The organism is Brucella pituitosa (assembly GCF_965577835.1).
GTDB lineage: Bacteria > Pseudomonadota > Alphaproteobacteria > Rhizobiales > Rhizobiaceae > Brucella > Brucella pituitosa.
The window spans coordinates 1,272,842-1,291,038 of the sequence record NZ_OZ264092.1 but is presented as its reverse complement, the minus strand read 5'-3'; the positions used below and the strand labels follow the sequence as shown (position 1 = coordinate 1,291,038).

Sequence of the window (18,197 nt, the reverse complement as noted above, 5' to 3'; positions counted from 1 at the left end):
GATAGTTGAGGAGAACCGACAGATGCATGACATGAAAAAGCTCTTCAAGGTGGTGGCTGCATCAGCACTGGCCGTGACGGTTTTCTCGAGCGCCGTTCAGGCCGCTTGCACGCAGAACCGTGCCGTCTATCGTGATCAGGGTGATGCCTACACACTGACCTTCCATGCCGCGCAGTCCAACGCGCTGAAGATGAGCCCGGCACCAACCAACGAATTCACCATCACTGCCGATGATAAGCCAGAGTTCAAACTCTCTGGCCTCGTCATTTGGCCCGAAGAGGGGGTTGCACGCCCCTATGCGCTCATTACCTATAACTGCAAGAATGGCGGCACCGATCCGGAGGACCTCGATGATTGCAGCATCTGGCAGAGTGTTGTCTACGCGCTGAAGGAAGGTGCAGAGGCGGATGTGCTGCCAAAGGCCGATGAACCTGCAGCACAGGCCATTCTGTTTCCCGATCTGGCAACGGCGCTGGACGGATATGATTTTGGTGCCGCGAAGCCTGAAAAGCCGCTTGAATTTGAAAGCTTCCGTTTCAAGTCGTGCACGCCTGAAGAAGAATGATCGGATTTCCGGTCGTATCAATGTTTAAGGGTCGTGAAACGGCCCGTCCAAGATCAGACTGAAGAAGGAAAGTTCAATGTCTTACGATGTGGTTGTCATCGGTACCGGCCCTGGCGGTTATGTTGCCGCAATCAAGGCCGCACAGCTCGGCCTTTCTGTGGCTGTCGTGGAAAAGCGCAAGACCTTTGGCGGCACTTGTCTCAATGTTGGCTGCATTCCTTCAAAGGCGCTGCTGCACGCATCCGAAGTGTTTGCTGAAGCCGGTCATTCTTTCGATACGCTCGGCGTCGAAATCAGCAAGCCGAAGCTTAATCTTGAAAAGATGATGGCCCACAAGGACGCGACCGTGAAGTCGAATACGTCCGGCGTTGAGTTCCTGTTCAAGAAGAACAAGATCACGCCTTACATCGGCACGGGCAAGATCGTCGCCAAGGGCAAGGTTTCGGTGACTGCTGAAGATGGCAGCGTTCAGGAAATCGAAGCCAAGAACATCATCATTGCAACCGGTTCGGACGTTGCAGGCATTCCGGGCGTCAAGGTCGATATTGACGAGAAGGTCATCCTGTCCTCGACCGGTGCAATCGCTCTCGGCAAGGTTCCGGGTCATCTGGTTGTTGTCGGCGGTGGTGTGATCGGTCTGGAACTTGGTTCCGTCTGGGCACGTCTCGGCGCGAAAGTCACCGTTGTCGAATATCTCGACAAGGTACTTGGCGCGATGGACGGCGAAGTCTCCAAGCAGTTCCAGCGTCTTCTTGAAAAGCAGGGCATTGTCTTCAAACTCGGTGCAAAAGTGACCGGCGTTGAAAAGGCTGGTAAGGGCGCGAAAGTGACTTTTGAGCCAGTCAAGGGTGGCGATGCTGAAACCATTGATGCCGATGCGGTTCTGATTTCCACGGGTCGTCGTCCTTACACCGATGGTCTGGGCCTTGCGGAAGCTGGGGTCAATCTCGATGATCGCGGTCGCGTTGCAATCGACGGTCACTGGCGCACCAATGTCGAAGGTATCTATGCTATCGGCGACGTGGTTCAGGGCCCTATGCTTGCACACAAGGCTGAAGACGAAGGTATCGCAGTTGCCGAAATCATCGCGGGCCAGGCAGGACACGTAAACTTCGACGTCATTCCGAGCGTTGTTTACACGCAGCCGGAAGTGGCTTCTGTCGGCAAGACAGAAGAAGAGCTGAAAGCCGCTGGCATCGAATACAAGATTGGCAAGTTCCCGTTCACGGCAAACGGTCGCGCACGCGCCATGCTGCACACCGATGGCTTTGTGAAGATTCTTGCCGATAAGGCGACGGATCGCGTTTTGGGCGCACATATCCTTGGCTATAACGCTGGTGAAATGATCCACGAACTGGCTGTTCTGATGGAATTCGGCGGCTCGTCCGAAGATCTGGCACGCACCTGTCACGCACACCCAACCATGTCGGAAGCTGTTCGTGAATCTGCCTTGGCAACCTTCGCCAAGCCGATTCACATGTAATCACTGGTTTAGTTCGGTAAGCAGAAAGGCCCGCGAAAGCGGGCCTTTTCGTATGGTTAGTTCTGTGCCGGAGGCGTAGCAGGCGGTGCTGCCGGAGGCATTGTTGTTTCGCCCTGTGTCGTGGGCGGCGGCGGTGCCGTCGTGTCAGTGCTGCTGCCACTGAGGTAAAAGAAATAACCAAGGATCAGAATTGCGGCGATCAGGATGATAGCGAGCATAAGGCCGCTGCTACCTTTCGGTTGTGGCGGTCTACCAACCGGGTCTGCCATCGGATCGGCATGACGCGGGTTATTCAACGGGTCGTTGCGTGGATCGAGTGGGTCAACCATTAGCTCTCCTCCAGTTGGTTGCAACCATTGGAAAGTTTAACGCGAGCAAGCAGCGATTGTTCCGTGTTACATCGCCGTGACGCGATAACCCTTATCGCGCAACAATTCGACAAGCCCTTCTTTGCCGGGCAGATGAAGGGCACCGACAGCGACAAAGACGCCGCCTTTTTCCAAAAGTGGCGCTGCGCGTTCCGCCATGATGTGGTTGCGGTCGGTGAGCATGACTTTCTGGAAAAGGTCGTAATCCTCATCGGTCAGGTCACCGGGCACGATTTTGCGCAGAGCTGGCATGATCATTCCGGTTTCGCCTTGAAGATAAAGAGCGATCATTGTCTCTGTGGTGTCTTCGATTGCGTCACCAAAGTCGGCCGTGGCAATCAGATTGCGCATATGAAAATCAAGCGGAAGCTTGTTCATGGCGCCGAGCTGTTCGGCTGCTGTCTCCAGCCCTTCAACGGGGCGTCCTTCTTCCTCGGCATCGCCCGCGAGCTGACCATCGAGAAAAGCTTCGCCGCGCAGCTTTCGCTCCCGTTCGCATTTGGGAAGTGCCAGCAGGCTGCTGACGATCCAGGGCTTCATTTTGGCGACAGCGCCAAGAACAATGCCGCGCTCCTCGAGCTTCCGGGTAATTTCGGCAAGACGGTCGGGTGGCATATGCGATTGCAGCGTCGAGCCGTCGGTAAAAAGCATCAGCTCCGGCTGTTCGAGCTTGAGGCGCAGAAGCGCTTTCTGATCGAGAACGTCGGTGGCTTCAATCAGGATGGTTTCAGCAGACGCATAGGCCTTTGCGGCAGCGTCGGGCAATTTCATTACACGCGGGTCGCTGAGATGAATGGTGCCGAAGAGATAGGAGGGGGGCAGTCCATCCTTCTCTATCTTCCAGATAATGCCTTTGTGGTTGGGAATATTCTCTGTGTCTTCCCGCAGCTGCTCCCAGAGTTTGGGATCTTTCTTGTCCAATCCGTCGAGCAGATTGACGCCGCGTGTGGTACAGGTCGCGGAAGTTTCCTCGGCACGAACGTGGATTGAGCTTGCAAAAAGCGCGCAGGCAAACAGGAGAAACAGCTTTTTCATAAAGAGAATATAGGTGGTCGGGCGCGATATGGAATGGCAATTTTCAGGCGCGCGGATGCGCCTTATCATAAACATCGAGAAGTCGCGCCGTATCGACGCCGGTATAGACCTGCGTTGTCGACAGGCTCGCATGACCGAGCAATTCCTGAATGGTCCTGAGATCGCCGCCGCGACCCAAAAGATGTGTCGCAAAGGAGTGGCGCAGCGCATGTGGAGTTGCAGTATCTGGCAGACCAAGACCCGCGCGGAGCTTCTGCATTTCTCGCTGGATGATTGCTGAGTGAAGAATGCCACCTTTCGCGCCGCGGAACAGCGGCTTGTCGGCGGAAAGGTCAAACGGACAAAGCGAACGATATTGTGCGACAGCACGGTGCACTGCCGGAAGCAGTGGCACCATGCGCGCCTTGCCGCCCTTACCGGTGATCGAAATCGAGAGGGCGGACGCGTCATTGAGCGCATCACCGGCAAGGCCAAGCGCCTCCGAAATGCGCAGGCCGCATCCGTAGAGAAGTGTCAGGACAGCAGCATTGCGCGCAGCAATCCACGGTTCCTCAGCCATCTGTCCATCGGCTGCAACAACCCGACGCGCATCTTCGGCGGTTAGTGGTTTTGGCAGAGACTTTGGTTGGCGGGGCGCCCGTATGGCGCTCGCACCGGCTGCATTAACCAGACCACGCTTTTCCAGATGCCGCAGCAGCGAGCGTACACCGGCAAGACCACGGCCGAGCGTGCGGGCACCAACACCCTCATTGCGTCGATTGGCAAGAAATGAACGCAGATCGGCGACACGCAGATTGCCGACATCCTTGATCGAGGGTGGCTCGCCCAGATGATGGGTGAGGAAATGCAGAAACTGGCGCGTGTCGCGCTCATAGGCTTCAAGCGTGTTTTCAGAAAGACGACGCATATCTTTCAGCGTTTTCAGCCATTCCTCGCGCGCGGCCGCAAGATCGGCACGGGCAGGGATCAGGATTTCGCTCTGTGTCGCCATCTTCGGGATTCGCTCTCGCATTGTGTTGATTATAGTCTGCCAGCGATAGGTTGCCGGGCGGTAAATGCCCCACTTTTCGTTTTTCTTGGCGTTTCTGCGGGAAATTGAGTAAGCGATATAAAAACAGCCCTTAAATTATGGAAATTTTCATGTCGCGCCCAGAGAACCCGATCCAGCTTGCCGTTATCGGAGCCGCCCATGGCATACGCGGCGAAGTCCGGGTCAAGACATTTACCGACGATCCTCTGGCCATTGCCGATTATGGCCTGCTTTATGACGGACAAGGCAAGGCCTATGAGGTGTTGGAGGCACGTTCGGCCAAGACGGTTGTCGTCGTGCGCTTCAAAGGTGTCAATGATCGCAATGCAGCCGAAGCGCTGAACGGAACGGAGCTTTTTATCGACCGTTCGCAATTGCCCGATGACGAGCTTGATGAGGACGAGTTTTTTCAGACCGATCTGATTGGTCTTGAAGCACTTGATGCAGATGGCAAATCTTATGGTGTTGTCAGCGCCCTTTTTGACTTTGGCGGTGGTGATCTGATTGAACTCAGCCTCAAGGGCAAGCGCCCAATGCTGATCCCTTTTACCGAAGCAGCGGTGCCGGAGATCGATTTTGAGAAAGGCACCATACGTGTCGATCCGTATGCGGCGGGATTGATCGCAGACGAAGATGACAATCCGCTTCGCGACGACGAAGAGTCCCCAAACGAAAAGAAGCGGCCGAAGAAGTCATGATCGACCTGCCTGATACGGATAATGCCGAGCAGACTTTTCATGCTTCCGTGCTGACCCTTTATCCTGAAATGTTCCCCGGACCTTTGGGTGTTTCTCTGGCTGGCAAGGCGCTTGCCGAAGGCACATGGTCGCTTGATACGGTGCAGATCCGTGATTTTGCGGAGGGCAAGCACCGCATGGTTGATGACACGCCTTCGGGTGGTGGCGCAGGCATGGTGATGAAGCCGGATGTGGTGGCGCGGGCGCTCGATTCGGTTGGTGATGATCGTCCCATGTTGCTGATGAGCCCGCGCGGTGCGCCACTGACGCAAAAGCGCGTGCGCGAACTGGCGGAAGGTCCGGGTGCCATCATTCTTTGCGGTCGCTTTGAGGGCGTGGACGAACGTGTGATCGAGGGGCGTCAACTCGAAGAGATCTCGATTGGTGATTATATCCTGTCGGGTGGCGAGACGGCGGCAATCGTGTTGCTCGATGCTATCGTAAGGCTGCTTCCAGGGGTCATGGGCAATCGGGAATCGGGTGAAACAGAAAGCTTCGAGACCGGGCTTCTGGAACATCCGCATTATACGCGTCCGCAGGTTTGGGAAGGGCGTTCCATTCCTGAAATCCTGACATCCGGTAATCATGGCGCGATTGATAAATGGCGGCATGCAGAGGCCGAGCGTATCACAAAGGAACGGCGTCCTGATCTTTGGGAAGCCTATCGAGAGGCAAAACGCAAATGAACCTGATCCAGCGGCTCGAAAGTCTTTCCTTAGCATTGTTGGCGCTTGGTGCTTACTGGATAAGCGGCGTGAGCTGGTGGCTTTTTGCAGCCCTGATTCTCGCACCTGATCTGTCTTTCTTTGCCTATATGAAAGGACCGCGTACGGGTGCGGTCGTCTATAATATCGCGCATAGCTGGATCGGCGTTGTGTTGCTGTCTGTGCTGGGTTGGGCGATGAGCTGGCCGCTCTGCTTTGCGATTGCACTTATATGGGCGGTGCATATCGGCGTGGATCGTGCGCTTGGGTTCGGCCTCAAATACGGGACCGGCTTCAAAGATACCCATCTCGGGCGCATTGGCAGCTGATCGTTATTTCGTTCCCCGATATTGATTCATTTGCGGCAATGGTGTATTGCCGCGCCAGTTCGGGGAAACCCAACATCGTAATATCCGGTTCGGGCAAAGCCCGAGACGTCCGTAAACCAATAAATGGTGCACCGCTCCTGCCTGATTTTCGGGCATAACCGCAAGGCCAAGGTTGCTTGGCGGTAAGTGCAGAGCGCTCTGGCTGTTTGAGAAGAATTCAGAAGGAATCAGACGATGACCGATATCATTCGTCAGCTCGAAGCCGAACAGGCAGCAAAGATCGCTGAAAAGCGCACACTTCCAGATTTCAAGCCAGGCGACACAGTTCGCGTTCAGGTTCGTGTTACTGAAGGTACACGTACCCGCGTGCAGGCCTATGAAGGCGTTTGCATTGCCCGTTCCGGCGCTGGCATCAACGAAAACTTCACCGTTCGCAAGATTTCTTATGGCGAAGGCGTAGAGCGCGTATTCCCTGTTTATTCGCCAATCGTAGAAGGCGTTGAACTGGTTCGCAGCGGTAAAGTCCGTCGCGCGAAGCTTTACTACCTTCGTGGCCTTACCGGTAAGGCTGCACGTATTGCTGAGAAGAAAGACAACCGCACCAAGGCAGAGCGCGAAGCCGACAAGGCCGCTGCTGCTAAGGCAGAAGCTGCAAAGACTGCTGCTGAATAAGCCAGTTTTAGCAAGAATCTGAAAAAGGCGGTCTTCGGACCGCCTTTTTTATTTGCAAAAGCCAAAAGGCTGCGTAACATATTGCATAAATCTGCCTTAATTACGCAAGATTGTTACTGCGACACCCTGTTGCGGTTTGTGTTTCTTGACGAAACGCCAAGGCGGGTGCATATGACAGCTCAAATTAAGAACTATTCAAAGGAACTCTCGCAATGAGCGCGCCGCGTACACTTTATGACAAGATCTGGGACGACCATGTAGTGGATCAGCAGGACGATGGTACCTGCCTCCTTTATATTGATCGCCATCTTGTGCACGAAGTGACGAGCCCGCAGGCTTTTGAAGGTCTGCGCATGACGGGCCGCAAGGTGCGCCATCCTGAGAGAACACTGGCAGTTGTTGACCACAATGTGCCGACCTCACCGGACCGTATCAACGGTATCAAGAACGAGGAAAGCCGCATTCAGGTTGAAGCTCTGGCCAGGAATGCCGCTGATTTCGGCGTTGAATATTATTCCGAGCGCGATCGTCGTCAGGGCGTGGTGCACATCGTTGGACCGGAACAGGGCTTTACGCTGCCGGGGATGACGATTGTTTGTGGCGACAGCCACACATCGACCCACGGTGCCTTCGGTTCGCTGGCGCATGGCATTGGCACATCGGAAGTTGAACACGTTCTGGCAACCCAGACGCTGATCCAGAAGAAAGCCAAGAACATGCTTGTGCGTGTTGATGGCGAACTGGCTCCAGGCGTCACCGCCAAGGACATCACGCTTGCAATCATTGGCGAGATTGGCACGGCTGGCGGCACAGGCTATGTGATCGAATATGCTGGCAGCGCCATTCGCTCGCTGTCGATGGAAGGCCGCATGACGGTCTGCAACATGTCGATTGAAGGCGGCGCACGCGCCGGTCTGATCGCGCCTGATGAGACGACCTTCGCTTACATCACAGGCAAGCCACGCGCACCAAAGGGTGAAACCCTTGAGCAGGCAATTGGCTACTGGAAGACACTGCATTCGGACGAAGGTGCACATTTCGACAAGATCGTCGAACTGGATGCGGCCAAGATTTCGCCTGTTGTTTCCTGGGGCTCATCACCGGAAGACGTGGTGTTTGTTACCGACATCGTGCCTAATCCTGATGAGATCAAGGACGAAACCAAGCGTGCATCGAAGTGGCGTGCGCTCGATTATATGGGCTTGAAGCCCGGTACAAAGATGACGGATATCACGATTGACCGCGTCTTTATCGGTTCCTGCACCAATGGCCGTATCGAAGATTTGCGCGATGCTGCGCGTATGGCGAAGGGCAAGAAAGTTGCCGCTGGTGTCAGTGCAATGATCGTTCCGGGTTCGGGTCTTGTGAAGGAACAGGCAGAAGCTGAAGGTCTGGATAAAGTCTTCATCGAAGCTGGTTTCGACTGGCGTGAGCCCGGCTGCTCGATGTGCCTTGCCATGAATGATGACCGGCTTAAGCCGGGTGAACGTTGCGCATCGACCTCGAACCGTAACTTTGAAGGCCGTCAGGGCTTCAAGGGACGCACGCATCTGGTGTCACCTGCCATGGCTGCGGCCGCTGCTATCGCCGGTCATTTCGTGGACATCCGCGACTGGAACTAATCTTTCTTTTGAGAGAGTTTAAGTAAGTTTGAAAATAGCCGTCGGAGTAATCCGGCGGCTTTTTCGTGCTTGGAGTGGCGTCTGAAATCAGACTTTTACTTACTAAATTAGCTGCATTTTTATGCGTTGAATGTATAATGCGTTCTGGTTGGCAAATGCTTCTTCAGCGTGGCTGAAATGAGGGGTATTGTCAGGTAATCGGATCGGGGGATACGGGCCTATAGGAATGGTTCGTAGGCGTATGCCGGAAAGCGCGGATGGACGGAGCAGAGTTCATACTCCTGATCAACATGACCGTTTCAGGTCTGTTTGTTTTTACCTTTCTCGGTATCGCGGCCTTTGCACGCGACAATGCTGCTGCACCAGTTTTTGCTATCGGCTTCGTTTTTGCGATGCTCTACTTCCTCATAGAACTGCTGATGCCATCGATCCCAAGCCAGAAACTTGGCTATATGCTGGCATTTGCCGCTTATTTCATGACGCTGGCGTCTCTGGTAATCGGGCTTGCGCGTATGTATTCGTCGCCTGTTCCATGGTGGCCGCTTGGGGTGCTTCTGATCGGATCACTGGCAATGGTCTACGGCATTTATGACATTGCGCGCAGTGAGATGATTGGCCAAATTCTGTATCAGGTACCTTATTTCCTGACATTGATGGTTGCTGTCTGGGTTGTAATGCGCGGGCGTTCAAACACGCGTGCGCAAAGCCGCCCGTTTGGGCGGTCATGGGGTGCGCTTGACGGGCTGATGGCGGGTCTGTTCACAATGGGCGCCATTCATTTTCTGCTCAAACCAGTCCTGGCCTCGCTGGTGGGTGGCGTTGGTGTTGATCCGGACGACTATGTTCGAACCGACTACGCCTTGTTGGTGCAATCAATTGGTGCCGGGCTTTCGGTTGCGGGGGGATTGCTGCTTTTGCTGAGCCTTATGGGCGAATTGATTTCTGATGTGACGCTGCGCTCGGAAACCGATCAGCTTTCGAGCCTTCTCAACAGGCGCGGGTTTGAGTTCAGGGCAGAAGCTTTGATTGATAAATCAAAGCGTATGCGGCAGGCGCTATCGCTCATCGTCTGCGATATCGATTACTTCAAGTCGATCAATGACACCCATGGGCATGCTCTTGGTGATCGGGTGATTGCGGCTTTTGCCGATGAATTGCGCCGTTCGGCGGCCTCCAAGGGCGGCATCGCTGCGCGTATGGGCGGTGAGGAATTTGCCGTTCTGCTTCCCGGCCATACGATCCAGTCGGCATGGCGGTTTGCAGAAAGGGCGCGCCTGGCCTGTGCTGATATCACACTTCCCGGCGTTTCAGGCGATGTGGGCTTCGCGGTGAGTTTTGGTGTCACAGAAATGGAGTTTGATGACTTCTTTTCCGATGTTTACAAACGTGCCGACGGCGCGCTTTACGAAGCCAAGAAGAATGGTCGTAATTGTGTCCGCACAGCGCTGCCGATGATGCTTGATGACAATGTGGTCGAGTTTCGAGGCTTAAACAATGGCCGCAGGCTGAGCTGATGTCGCGTGCACTGGGCTTTACCTTTGGTCGGGGTCTTGTCTACACCGAGCTCTTGTCTACAATTGAGGTGTTTCCGATTTCAGGAAATATATTTTGAGGGAAAGATTGCTCATGACCGTAGATCATGCCGTCGATATAGCGCTTCTTCATCTGCGCGATGCCCATGAGTTCGCGCCGCTGCTTGCGAGCTATGCGCAGGCACTGAAGCGCGGTGCGCCGCGTCGTCCGGATGAGTTTTACGCTGAGCATTTGCTGCAGGACCGCGCCACTGAGATTCTGGGCGCTCGCGTTGACGGCGACCTCGTTGGCTTTGTGATCTTCTATGATCTCCCTGAGCCGGTATCCGGTCTTCGTGCAGGGCAGGTGGATCATATCTACGTGCATCACGATCATCGCGGTAAAGGCATCGCCAAGGCACTCATCGACTTGCTGGCCGACAAGGCAGAAGAACGCAGCTGGTCGAAGCTGGTGCTCAATGCGCCGCGCGTGCCGGAAGATGGCCGCAAGCTCTATGAACAGATCGCGACTGCTGCCGACTGGTCGAGCTATGTGATTCGCTTCGGCAACTAGGCCTCATCCGCAAAAGTGGATGAAATTACACATGTTTTTGGGAATCCCTGACTTCAATCGTTTGAATGCCGCAATCACGCGATTGTGTCGCTAAGGTGCGACCAATTGTTAGTCTTTTCGTGAAAAAGCTTCTTTGACGAGAGGGTAAAAGCGCAGTAGAAAGCGCCAGATAGGGTCGTGCGACACGATCCAGCCACATTTTCTGGGTCGTGCCGGCGCAGGATCGAAAAATTCTGTTTCCTGCGTTGTGAGCGACATCGAACTCGGTTCTGAATGAACCGCCATTCGTTTCATTCTGCCAATAAAAGACTGGTAAGATGAAGCGGGTAGAAACGTCAGGGAAGCCCACGAGAGCCATGACACAACCGACCGTTACGCGTCAGCGTCCTTTGTCGCCGCATTTGTCGATCTATCGACCGAAGATCACGATGACGATGTCCATCATCCATCGTATCACGGGTGGCGCGCTTTATTTCGGAACCCTTCTCCTCGCTGCATGGCTGATCGCTGCTGCAATCGGCGAAGATGCCTTCAAAACCGTAAGCTGGGTCTATAGTTCGTGGATCGGCTATATTGTGCTGTTCGGCTACACATGGGCGTTGCTGCACCATCTGGCTGGCGGCATACGCCATTTCATCTGGGATATGGGCGCCGGACTTGAAAAGCACACGGCCAGCAAGATTGCCTGGCTGACGCTGGCCTTCTCGCTGCCTGCGACGATCCTTGTCTGGGTTGTTGCTTTCGCAGTGCGCTGAAAGGATTTCTGACATGAGCGATATGCGTACGCCTCTCGGCAAAGTTCGCGGTCTGGGGTCGGCCAAGGAAGGCACCGGCCATTTCTGGTTTCAGCGCATGAGTGCTGTCGCACTCGTGCCGCTGGTTCTGTTTTTCATTGGTCTGGTTGTTTCGCTTCATGGCGCAAGCTATGCGGAAGTGAAAGCCGTTCTGGCGCATCCGTTCACCGCTCTGGTGATGGCGCTGTTCGTGCTGACCGGCGTCTACCACATGCGTCTTGGCATGCAGGTTATTATTGAAGATTACATTCACGGCGAAGGCATGAAGGTCCTGCTCGTCATGCTCAACACCTTCTTCACGGTGTTTGTTGGTGTGGCTTGCGTTTATGCGATCCTCAAGCTGAGCTTCGGAGGTTGATAGCCCGATGGCTAGTGCACAAAATAATGCAGCCGGTGCTGCGGGCGAAAAGAACTACAAGTTCATTGATCATAAATTTGATGTTGTCGTGGTTGGTGCCGGTGGCGCCGGTCTGCGCGCAACGCTCGGCATGGCTGAACAGGGCCTGAAGACAGCCTGCATCACCAAGGTTTTCCCGACGCGTTCCCATACGGTTGCAGCGCAGGGCGGTATCGCAGCGTCGCTCAAGAATATGGGTCCGGATAGCTGGCAGTGGCATATGTACGATACCGTCAAGGGATCGGACTGGCTCGGCGACACCGATGCCATGGAATATCTGGCGCGTGAAGCACCTGCTGCGGTTTACGAACTGGAGCATTACGGCGTGCCTTTCTCGCGTACTGAAGAAGGCAAGATTTATCAGCGCCCGTTTGGCGGCCATATGCAGAACTTTGGTGATGGTCCTCCGGTTCAGCGCACCTGCGCTGCTGCTGACCGCACCGGCCACGCGATCCTGCACACGCTTTACGGCCAGTCGCTCAAGAACAACGCGCAGTTCTTCATCGAATATTTTGCGCTCGATCTGATCATGACCGACGGCGTCTGCACAGGCGTTGTTGCCTGGAACCTCGACGACGGTACGATCCATCGCTTCTCCGCCAAGATGGTGGTTCTGGCGACGGGCGGTTATGGCCGTTCGTATTTCTCGGCTACGTCTGCTCACACCTGCACCGGCGACGGTGGCGGTATGGCTGCTCGCGCTGGCTTGCCTTTGCAGGATATGGAATTCGTTCAGTTCCATCCGACCGGCATTTACGGCGCAGGCTGCCTGATCACTGAAGGCGCGCGCGGCGAAGGCGGTTATCTCGTCAATTCCGAAGGCGAGCGCTTCATGGAGCGTTATGCGCCTTCTGCCAAGGATCTGGCCTCCCGTGACGTTGTCTCGCGCTGCATGACCATGGAAATCCGCGCTGGTCGCGGCGTTGGCAAGAACAAGGACCACATCTACCTGCATCTCGACCATCTCGATCCGGCTGTTCTGCATGAGCGCCTGCCGGGCATTTCCGAGTCGGCCAAGATTTTCGCAGGCGTCGATGTGACCAAGGAACCGATCCCGGTTCTGCCAACCGTTCACTACAATATGGGCGGCATTCCAACCAATTACTGGGGCGAAGTGCTGAACCCGACCTCGGAAGATCCGGACCGCGTACAGCCGGGCCTGATGGCTGTCGGTGAAGCAGGCTGTGCGTCTGTTCATGGTGCTAACCGTCTGGGTTCCAACTCGCTGATCGATCTCGTGGTGTTTGGCCGTGCGGCGGCAATCCGTGCTGGCGAAGTCATTGACCGCGCTGCGAAGATTCCGGACATCAACGAAGCAGCCGTTGAAAAGATCATGGATCGTTTCCATCGTCTTCGTTATGCCAACGGCTCAACGCCGACCGCAGAACTGCGCGAAAAAATGCAGCGCACCATGCAGGAAGATGCGGCCGTGTTCCGCACGGATGAATCGCTCAAGCAGGGCGTTCAGCGCATGTCGGCAATCTGGAAAGAACTTCCGGACATCAAGGTCAGCGACCGCTCGATGATCTGGAACTCCGATCTGGTTGAGACGCTGGAACTGGAAAACCTGATGGCAAACGCGATGGTGACAGTTGTTTCGGCTGAAGCCCGTCACGAAAGCCGCGGCGCGCATGCGCATGAGGATTTCCCGGATCGTAACGACGCCGAATGGCGTAAACACACCCTTTCATGGCTGTCGCCAAATGGCGACGTGAAGCTTGATTACCGTCCAGTTCATCTCGATCCGCTGACGACCGAGGATGAAGGTGGCATCAGCCTGGCCAAAATCGCGCCGAAAAAGCGCGTTTACTAATTGAGGGAATGAGCAATGGTTGAACTCGCACTTCCCAAAAACTCCCGTATGCAGGAAGGCAAGACCTGGCCGCGTCCAGATGGTGCCAAGAATGTAACGGAGTACCGCATTTATCGCTGGTCGCCGGATGACGATGCAAATCCAAGCATCGATACCTATTATATCGACCGCGACGATTGCGGCCCGATGGTGCTCGATGGTCTTCTTTACATCAAGAATAAGATCGATCCGACGCTGACTCTGCGCCGTTCGTGCCGTGAAGGCATTTGCGGTTCCTGCGCGATGAACATCGATGGCGCCAACACGCTCGCCTGCACCAAGGGCATGGACGAGATCAAGGGGCCCATCAAGGTTTATCCGCTGCCGCATATGCCGGTTGTGAAGGATCTGGTGCCTGATCTCAGCAACTTCTACGCCCAGCACCGTTCGATTGAGCCTTGGCTCAAGACGGTTTCGCCTGAGCCGCAGAAGGAATGGCTGCAGAGCCACGAAGATCGTCAGAAGCTCGATGGTCTTTACGAGTGCATTCTCTGCGCCTGCTGCTCGACCTCGTGCCCAAGCTACTGGTGGAATGGCGACCGTTATCTTGGACCAGCCGTGCTGCTTCAGGCCTATCGCTGGCTGATCGACAGCCGCGATGAAGCCAAGGGCGAACGTCTCGACAACCTCGAAGATCCGTTCCGTCTGTATCGCTGCCACACGATCATGAACTGCGCGCAGACTTGCCCGAAGGGTCTCAACCCTGCAAAGGCGATTGCCGAGATCAAGAAGATGATGGTCGAGCGCCGCGTTTAGAACGCACTGCATTGAAAGAAAGAAAAGGGAGGCTCTGCCTCCCTTTTCTTTTGTCTCATCTATTGGCAGGGACTTGATCTTTGCTGTTTTGCCGATATCTGATCTAATTAGTGGAATTCATCGCTGCTTTGAAGGTCTTTCATGCTCGATCATATCGGTTTCAACATTTCCAGCATGCCAAAATCCCGCGCATTCTATGATGCAGCGTTAGCCCCTCTGGGCATCACGCGGGCGATGGAATTTGGTGATTGGGTCGGTTATGGCCGAAATGGCAAGCCGGAATTCTGGATCGGTAAGCAGAAAGGCTCAAAGCTTGCAGGCGTGTTGCATGTGGCTTTTTCGGCAGGCACGCGTTCCGAAGTCGATCGCTTCTATGAGGCGGCACTTACTGCAGGCGGACGCGATAACGGTAAACCCGGTCTGCGTGAGCACTATCACCCGGACTATTATGCGGCTTTTGTGATTGATCCCGATGGACACAATATCGAGGCTGTCTGCCATTTGCCGGAATAAAAAAGCGGGCACGGCCCGCTTTTTTCATATTGATCGCTCAGACCAGCTTGGCATCCAGTGTTACTTCGATTGCGCCCAGTGCTTTCGAAAGTGGACAGGATTCCTTTGCTTTCCTGGCGAGACTTGCAAAGTCATCTGCGGAAATCCCAGGTATGGTGGCGTTGAGTGTCAACGCGCTGCGTGAGATTGCGAAACCGCCGCCTGATGCGGGGCCGACTGTTACCGTGGCAGTGGCTTCCAGCTTCTCAGCTGGTGTACCGTGCTCGGTCAGAAGTGCGGAAAGTTGCATTGCGAAACAGCCAGCATGTGCTGCCCCCAGCAGTTCTTCCGGATTGGTGCCAGCGCGGCCACTTTCATCTTCAAAGCGCGCCTTGAAGTCGTAAGGCAAGTCTTTCAATGCACCACTTTGCGTGTTGAGCGTGCCTTTGCCGTCTTTGAGTGTACCTTTCCAGACTGCCGTTGCTTTTCTGTCCATGGGAAGCTCCTCTGTTTGGGTTACACCTCACATAGGGCGGTGCTCCGCTGCTTCCAGTGCAGCCTTCCGGTTTGTATCCGCTGCCCATGCAAGGGAAAGCATCAGAACCATAATTATGATCATGTTGAAGAAAAAGCGGTCATAGGGCATCGGGAAATAGACGAACTTGCCAAGCATCCCGATGAACATGGCGAAAACAATGCCATTGAGCCGAGGAATTGTGGTCTTGATACCGGCTCTCGCCATTGCCGCCCACGCCACCAGTGATACCAAAAGCATTGAAGGCCAGCTTTCGAGATAAAGCGCCAGAATGACACCGCGAATATAAGCCTTGATGAGGAGCAGAAGCGAGAAGTCCGGCTTGAAGCCACTCATGGAATTCTGCATTTGGATGCAGGTGAAATAGAGATGCGCCCACCAGCCGGGATGCCCGGCGCGACTGGAGATAACGAGGCCGATGATTAGGCATGCTACGAATGCCGTAAGCAAAGGCAGCTTGCGCCAGCCAAAAAGCACTGCAGCTATCAGCAGGGCAAAAATCATTATTATATTGTCGGGTCTGATCGTAAATGACAGAACGAGCAGGACAGATGCGAGCCAGTCCCGCTCTTTCAACAGGGCAAAAATGGCTGCAAAGGAAAATGCAGCCAGAACAATGTCTGGAAAGACAGCAGACGTCATCGGTCCAAAGCCTGCCAGCAGAAGGGCGGGCCCGACCAGAAGCCCGGCCTGAAGCGCGTTATAACAGGCGAGGATCGCAAGGATAATCAGACCAGAAGCAATCGCTGCTGCGAGACTGATGAGATGCCCTCCCAGCACAAGCCCTGTATAGGGTTCGATGAGACGCAACATCTGCACATAGCCGATCTTGACCCTGTACATGATAAGTTGCGACTGAAAGTTATTGGGGCTTTCCCATTGCGCGCGGCGATAATCACCGGCGTATTTCAGAGCGTTGATCTCGTCTGGCGTGGTAACAGCTGCAACCTGCCGCCATGTTTCTTCGTGAAGCGCTGTCGCATCCGGGTAGCGATTCTCAATCGCGGTGGCGATATAAGGGATCATGTCCCAGTTGTTATCGGGTTTCGTAACCGAATAGATCACTGTAACAGCGATAGCCGCCAGAACAGCCAGAGCGCCTGCGATTTTGGATAATCTGTGCAGCAATTCTGCCGACAATAAGCCGCTCTGCATGCGGATGGCTTTGTCTATCAGTCTGTCATCCGTATGCATATGCTCGCGAGTCCCCCGACGCCTAAGCTAGTGCCTGCTCTTTTTTAGCAAAGGTTGAAGCTTTTGCCATCAGGAAGCGTTGCGTTATTCCCGAAAAGTAACGCCCCTTTTGCGCGTTTGACTCGATCTATTTGTTTTGACGCATTTCTGAGCGCAAAATCTCGAGCACTTCCTGTTTTTCTTGAATCATTGGAAATGCTCTATCTCTTTGTTTTTTCGCATTATCCGATGCAAAACCGCTTCGCACTTTTGCTGGAAATGCTCTAATTCCCCACAGACCCTAAATCGCCTCACCCTGCAAAAGGCGTGGAGTATCGCCTGATAGTCCTGCTGCCTGTTTGATGAAGAAGGACTTGAGGCTTGGTACGCGGTCGACAAGCCCAAGGCCGATGTCGCGGATCGTGCGAATAGCGGGATTGTCATTGGAGAACAATTTGGTCAGCACATCGGTCGTGACACCCATCTGCACCGTATCGAAGCGGCGCCATGCCTGATAGCGTTCAAGGGCCGCAAAGGAGCCGATATCGAGACCAAGACGATCGGTTTCGACGATGACTTCGGCGATGGCTGCTGCATCACGGAAGCCAAGATTGAGACCCTGGCCGGCAATCGGGTGGATGCGGTGTGCAGCATCACCCACAAGCGCAAAGCGTGGTTTCACGAATTCACGCGCCAGTGTCAGGCCGAGCGGAAATGCACGGCGCGGGCCTTCGACAGTGAGTGCACCGAGGCGATGGCCGAAACGCTGTTCAAGTTCGGCTTCAAAGATGAAATCATCTTCGCGGATCAACCGTTCGGCATCTGCTGTGCGTTCTGTCCAGACAAGCGAACTGCGGTTGCCGGGAAGCGGGAGAATCGCGAACGGACCGGCAGGCAGGAAATGTTCATCGGCGCGGCCGCCATGCGGACGCTCGTGGGCGACGTTACAAACGATGCCGGACTGATCATAGTCCCAGTTGACCGTCTTGATGCCTGCAATGTCACGCAGGCGCGATTTTGCACCATCGGCAGCAATCAGCAGGCGTGTCGTGAGCGTTTCGCCATTTGCCAGTTTGACAGTGACGGATTCCGGATTGGTTTCGAAATTCTCGACGCTCATGCCTTCGATGAAGGTGATGCCAAGCTTCTCTGCCTGTTTGTGAAGTGCGGTGTTGAGAACGCGGTTTTCAACCATATGCGCGAACGGCTCACCGGGGTTAACGTCGCCTGCAAAGGTGAGATACACCGGACGCACGGGATCAGATGTGCGGGAATCGGTGACAACCATTTCGGTGATGGGCTGAGCTTCGGTAACGATTTCCTGCCAGCAGCCAAGCTTGTCGAGCATCCGGGAGGCTGCGGCTGCAATGGAAGACGCGCGCGGGTCTTTTTTCCATGCGCCAGCCGGTGCGCCATCAATCACCGTAACAGAAAGATGCGGAGCGGCGGACTTGACGGCAACAGCAGTCACAAGCCCGACATAGCCGCCGCCTGCAATGATGAGATCGTTCTTGTCCGTTGTCTTTTGACTGTTAGCTGCAGACATCGCTCGTTCCTTTCGGATATTC

At 54.8% G+C, this 18,197-nt stretch carries 21 protein-coding genes; 14 read left to right on the top strand and 7 right to left on the bottom strand.

Going from position 1 to position 18,197, the window contains the following annotated elements; translation table 11 throughout:
* Nucleotides 1–22 precede the first annotated feature (22 nt).
* Together ACSME1_RS06240 and lpdA are read left to right on the top strand one after the other, a co-directional pair.
* On the top strand, nucleotides 23–565 hold the full coding sequence (locus ACSME1_RS06240) for a hypothetical protein (RefSeq protein WP_024898525.1): 543 nt from the start codon (nucleotides 23–25) through the stop codon (nucleotides 563–565).
* A gap of 76 nt (nucleotides 566–641) precedes the next feature.
* Nucleotides 642–2,048, top strand: a complete 1,407-nt coding sequence (gene lpdA / locus ACSME1_RS06235) for a dihydrolipoyl dehydrogenase (protein ID WP_100558461.1) — start codon at nucleotides 642–644, stop codon at nucleotides 2,046–2,048.
* A gap of 56 nt (nucleotides 2,049–2,104) precedes the next feature.
* Here the strand turns inward: lpdA and ACSME1_RS06230 are convergent, their stop codons facing one another.
* From ACSME1_RS06230 to ACSME1_RS06220, 3 genes are all read right to left on the bottom strand, one after another.
* On the bottom strand, nucleotides 2,105–2,377 hold the full coding sequence (locus ACSME1_RS06230; protein ID WP_024898527.1) for a hypothetical protein: 273 nt from the start codon (nucleotides 2,375–2,377) through the stop codon (nucleotides 2,105–2,107).
* A 66-nt stretch (nucleotides 2,378–2,443) separates the two neighbouring features.
* Complete coding sequence (locus ACSME1_RS06225; protein ID WP_105705666.1) at nucleotides 2,444–3,451, bottom strand: TraB/GumN family protein; 1,008 nt, start codon at nucleotides 3,449–3,451, stop codon at nucleotides 2,444–2,446.
* Nucleotides 3,452–3,494: 43 nt separating this feature from the next.
* Complete coding sequence (locus ACSME1_RS06220) at nucleotides 3,495–4,442, bottom strand: tyrosine recombinase XerC (protein ID WP_024898529.1); 948 nt, start codon at nucleotides 4,440–4,442, stop codon at nucleotides 3,495–3,497.
* A gap of 149 nt (nucleotides 4,443–4,591) precedes the next feature.
* Here ACSME1_RS06220 and rimM point away from each other — a divergent pair, with 149 nt between their 5' ends.
* The 7 genes from rimM to ACSME1_RS06185 all read left to right on the top strand — a co-directional run bounded on the left by rimM (nucleotide 4,592) and on the right by ACSME1_RS06185 (nucleotide 10,630).
* A complete protein-coding gene (rimM, locus tag ACSME1_RS06215; RefSeq protein ID WP_105705668.1) occupies nucleotides 4,592–5,179 on the top strand; it encodes a ribosome maturation factor RimM in 588 nt (195 codons plus the stop codon).
* Nucleotides 5,176–5,904, top strand: a complete 729-nt coding sequence (trmD, locus tag ACSME1_RS06210; protein WP_105705625.1) for a tRNA (guanosine(37)-N1)-methyltransferase TrmD — start codon at nucleotides 5,176–5,178, stop codon at nucleotides 5,902–5,904. Before rimM ends, trmD begins: the two co-directional genes overlap by 4 nt.
* Entirely contained in the window at nucleotides 5,901–6,251 is a 351-nt protein-coding gene (locus ACSME1_RS06205) for a DUF4260 domain-containing protein (protein WP_024898532.1), read from the top strand. The genes trmD and ACSME1_RS06205 overlap by 4 nt, the downstream gene beginning before the upstream one ends.
* A 234-nt stretch (nucleotides 6,252–6,485) precedes the next feature.
* Complete coding sequence (gene rplS / locus ACSME1_RS06200; RefSeq protein ID WP_024898533.1) at nucleotides 6,486–6,923, top strand: 50S ribosomal protein L19; 438 nt, start codon at nucleotides 6,486–6,488, stop codon at nucleotides 6,921–6,923.
* 212 nt (nucleotides 6,924–7,135) lie between these two features.
* Nucleotides 7,136–8,545, top strand: coding sequence for a 3-isopropylmalate dehydratase large subunit (gene leuC, locus ACSME1_RS06195; RefSeq protein ID WP_024898534.1), 1,410 nt, complete (start codon nucleotides 7,136–7,138; stop codon nucleotides 8,543–8,545).
* 257 nt (nucleotides 8,546–8,802) lie between these two features.
* Nucleotides 8,803–10,059: a GGDEF domain-containing protein gene (locus tag ACSME1_RS06190; RefSeq protein ID WP_024898535.1), complete on the top strand. Its 1,257-nt coding sequence runs from the start codon at nucleotides 8,803–8,805 to the stop codon at nucleotides 10,057–10,059.
* A 112-nt stretch (nucleotides 10,060–10,171) separates the two neighbouring features.
* Nucleotides 10,172–10,630 carry a GNAT family N-acetyltransferase gene (locus ACSME1_RS06185; RefSeq protein ID WP_024898536.1) on the top strand — a complete coding sequence of 153 codons (459 nt, stop codon included), beginning with the start codon at nucleotides 10,172–10,174 and terminating at the stop codon, nucleotides 10,628–10,630.
* Nucleotides 10,631–10,655: 25 nt separating this feature from the next.
* On the opposite strand, the gene ACSME1_RS06180 is transcribed toward ACSME1_RS06185, so the two are convergent.
* A complete protein-coding gene (locus ACSME1_RS06180; protein ID WP_244430463.1) occupies nucleotides 10,656–10,988 on the bottom strand; it encodes a hypothetical protein in 333 nt (110 codons plus the stop codon).
* Between ACSME1_RS06180 and sdhC the strand changes: the two genes are divergently transcribed.
* From sdhC to ACSME1_RS06155, 5 genes are all read left to right on the top strand, one after another.
* Nucleotides 10,987–11,385: a succinate dehydrogenase, cytochrome b556 subunit gene (gene sdhC, locus ACSME1_RS06175; protein WP_024898537.1), complete on the top strand. Its 399-nt coding sequence runs from the start codon at nucleotides 10,987–10,989 to the stop codon at nucleotides 11,383–11,385. The genes ACSME1_RS06180 and sdhC overlap by 2 nt on opposite strands.
* A gap of 13 nt (nucleotides 11,386–11,398) precedes the next feature.
* The gene (gene sdhD, locus ACSME1_RS06170; protein ID WP_036567528.1) at nucleotides 11,399–11,782 is read left to right on the top strand and encodes a succinate dehydrogenase, hydrophobic membrane anchor protein; all 384 of its coding nucleotides are present in this window, start codon (nucleotides 11,399–11,401) and stop codon (nucleotides 11,780–11,782) included.
* 7 nt (nucleotides 11,783–11,789) lie between these two features.
* The gene (gene sdhA, locus ACSME1_RS06165) at nucleotides 11,790–13,634 is read left to right on the top strand and encodes a succinate dehydrogenase flavoprotein subunit (RefSeq protein WP_024898539.1); all 1,845 of its coding nucleotides are present in this window, start codon (nucleotides 11,790–11,792) and stop codon (nucleotides 13,632–13,634) included.
* Nucleotides 13,635–13,649: 15 nt separating this feature from the next.
* Nucleotides 13,650–14,429 carry a succinate dehydrogenase iron-sulfur subunit gene (locus tag ACSME1_RS06160; RefSeq protein ID WP_024898540.1) on the top strand — a complete coding sequence of 260 codons (780 nt, stop codon included), beginning with the start codon at nucleotides 13,650–13,652 and terminating at the stop codon, nucleotides 14,427–14,429.
* Nucleotides 14,430–14,570: 141 nt separating this feature from the next.
* Nucleotides 14,571–14,942, top strand: coding sequence for a VOC family protein (locus tag ACSME1_RS06155; RefSeq protein ID WP_024898541.1), 372 nt, complete (start codon nucleotides 14,571–14,573; stop codon nucleotides 14,940–14,942).
* Nucleotides 14,943–14,979: 37 nt separating this feature from the next.
* Here ACSME1_RS06155 and ACSME1_RS06150 read toward each other — a convergent pair whose 3' ends face one another.
* The 3 genes from ACSME1_RS06150 to ACSME1_RS06140 form a co-directional block, all read right to left on the bottom strand.
* On the bottom strand, nucleotides 14,980–15,417 hold the full coding sequence (locus ACSME1_RS06150; RefSeq protein ID WP_024898542.1) for an OsmC family protein: 438 nt from the start codon (nucleotides 15,415–15,417) through the stop codon (nucleotides 14,980–14,982).
* Between the two features lie 27 nt (nucleotides 15,418–15,444).
* Nucleotides 15,445–16,650, bottom strand: coding sequence for a hypothetical protein (locus ACSME1_RS06145; protein WP_105705627.1), 1,206 nt, complete (start codon nucleotides 16,648–16,650; stop codon nucleotides 15,445–15,447).
* Between the two features lie 280 nt (nucleotides 16,651–16,930).
* Complete coding sequence (locus tag ACSME1_RS06140) at nucleotides 16,931–18,175, bottom strand: ubiquinone biosynthesis hydroxylase (RefSeq protein WP_024898544.1); 1,245 nt, start codon at nucleotides 18,173–18,175, stop codon at nucleotides 16,931–16,933.
* Nucleotides 18,176–18,197: the final 22 nt, after the last annotated feature.

Coding starts and splice junctions, on each gene's coding strand:
- ACSME1_RS06240 (WP_024898525.1), top strand. CDS start 23: ATGCATGACATGAAAAAGCTCTTCAAGGTGGTGGCTGCATCAGCACTG.
- lpdA (WP_100558461.1), top strand. CDS start 642: ATGTCTTACGATGTGGTTGTCATCGGTACCGGCCCTGGCGGTTATGTT.
- ACSME1_RS06230 (WP_024898527.1), bottom strand. CDS start 2,377: ATGGTTGACCCACTCGATCCACGCAACGACCCGTTGAATAACCCGCGT.
- ACSME1_RS06225 (WP_105705666.1), bottom strand. CDS start 3,451: ATGAAAAAGCTGTTTCTCCTGTTTGCCTGCGCGCTTTTTGCAAGCTCA.
- ACSME1_RS06220 (WP_024898529.1), bottom strand. CDS start 4,442: ATGGCGACACAGAGCGAAATCCTGATCCCTGCCCGTGCCGATCTTGCG.
- rimM (WP_105705668.1), top strand. CDS start 4,592: ATGTCGCGCCCAGAGAACCCGATCCAGCTTGCCGTTATCGGAGCCGCC.
- trmD (WP_105705625.1), top strand. CDS start 5,176: ATGATCGACCTGCCTGATACGGATAATGCCGAGCAGACTTTTCATGCT.
- ACSME1_RS06205 (WP_024898532.1), top strand. CDS start 5,901: ATGAACCTGATCCAGCGGCTCGAAAGTCTTTCCTTAGCATTGTTGGCG.
- rplS (WP_024898533.1), top strand. CDS start 6,486: ATGACCGATATCATTCGTCAGCTCGAAGCCGAACAGGCAGCAAAGATC.
- leuC (WP_024898534.1), top strand. CDS start 7,136: ATGAGCGCGCCGCGTACACTTTATGACAAGATCTGGGACGACCATGTA.
- ACSME1_RS06190 (WP_024898535.1), top strand. CDS start 8,803: ATGGACGGAGCAGAGTTCATACTCCTGATCAACATGACCGTTTCAGGT.
- ACSME1_RS06185 (WP_024898536.1), top strand. CDS start 10,172: ATGACCGTAGATCATGCCGTCGATATAGCGCTTCTTCATCTGCGCGAT.
- sdhC (WP_024898537.1), top strand. CDS start 10,987: ATGACACAACCGACCGTTACGCGTCAGCGTCCTTTGTCGCCGCATTTG.
- ACSME1_RS06180 (WP_244430463.1), bottom strand. CDS start 10,988: ATGGCTCTCGTGGGCTTCCCTGACGTTTCTACCCGCTTCATCTTACCA.
- sdhD (WP_036567528.1), top strand. CDS start 11,399: ATGAGCGATATGCGTACGCCTCTCGGCAAAGTTCGCGGTCTGGGGTCG.
- sdhA (WP_024898539.1), top strand. CDS start 11,790: ATGGCTAGTGCACAAAATAATGCAGCCGGTGCTGCGGGCGAAAAGAAC.
- ACSME1_RS06160 (WP_024898540.1), top strand. CDS start 13,650: ATGGTTGAACTCGCACTTCCCAAAAACTCCCGTATGCAGGAAGGCAAG.
- ACSME1_RS06155 (WP_024898541.1), top strand. CDS start 14,571: ATGCTCGATCATATCGGTTTCAACATTTCCAGCATGCCAAAATCCCGC.
- ACSME1_RS06150 (WP_024898542.1), bottom strand. CDS start 15,417: ATGGACAGAAAAGCAACGGCAGTCTGGAAAGGTACACTCAAAGACGGC.
- ACSME1_RS06145 (WP_105705627.1), bottom strand. CDS start 16,650: ATGCATACGGATGACAGACTGATAGACAAAGCCATCCGCATGCAGAGC.
- ACSME1_RS06140 (WP_024898544.1), bottom strand. CDS start 18,175: ATGTCTGCAGCTAACAGTCAAAAGACAACGGACAAGAACGATCTCATC.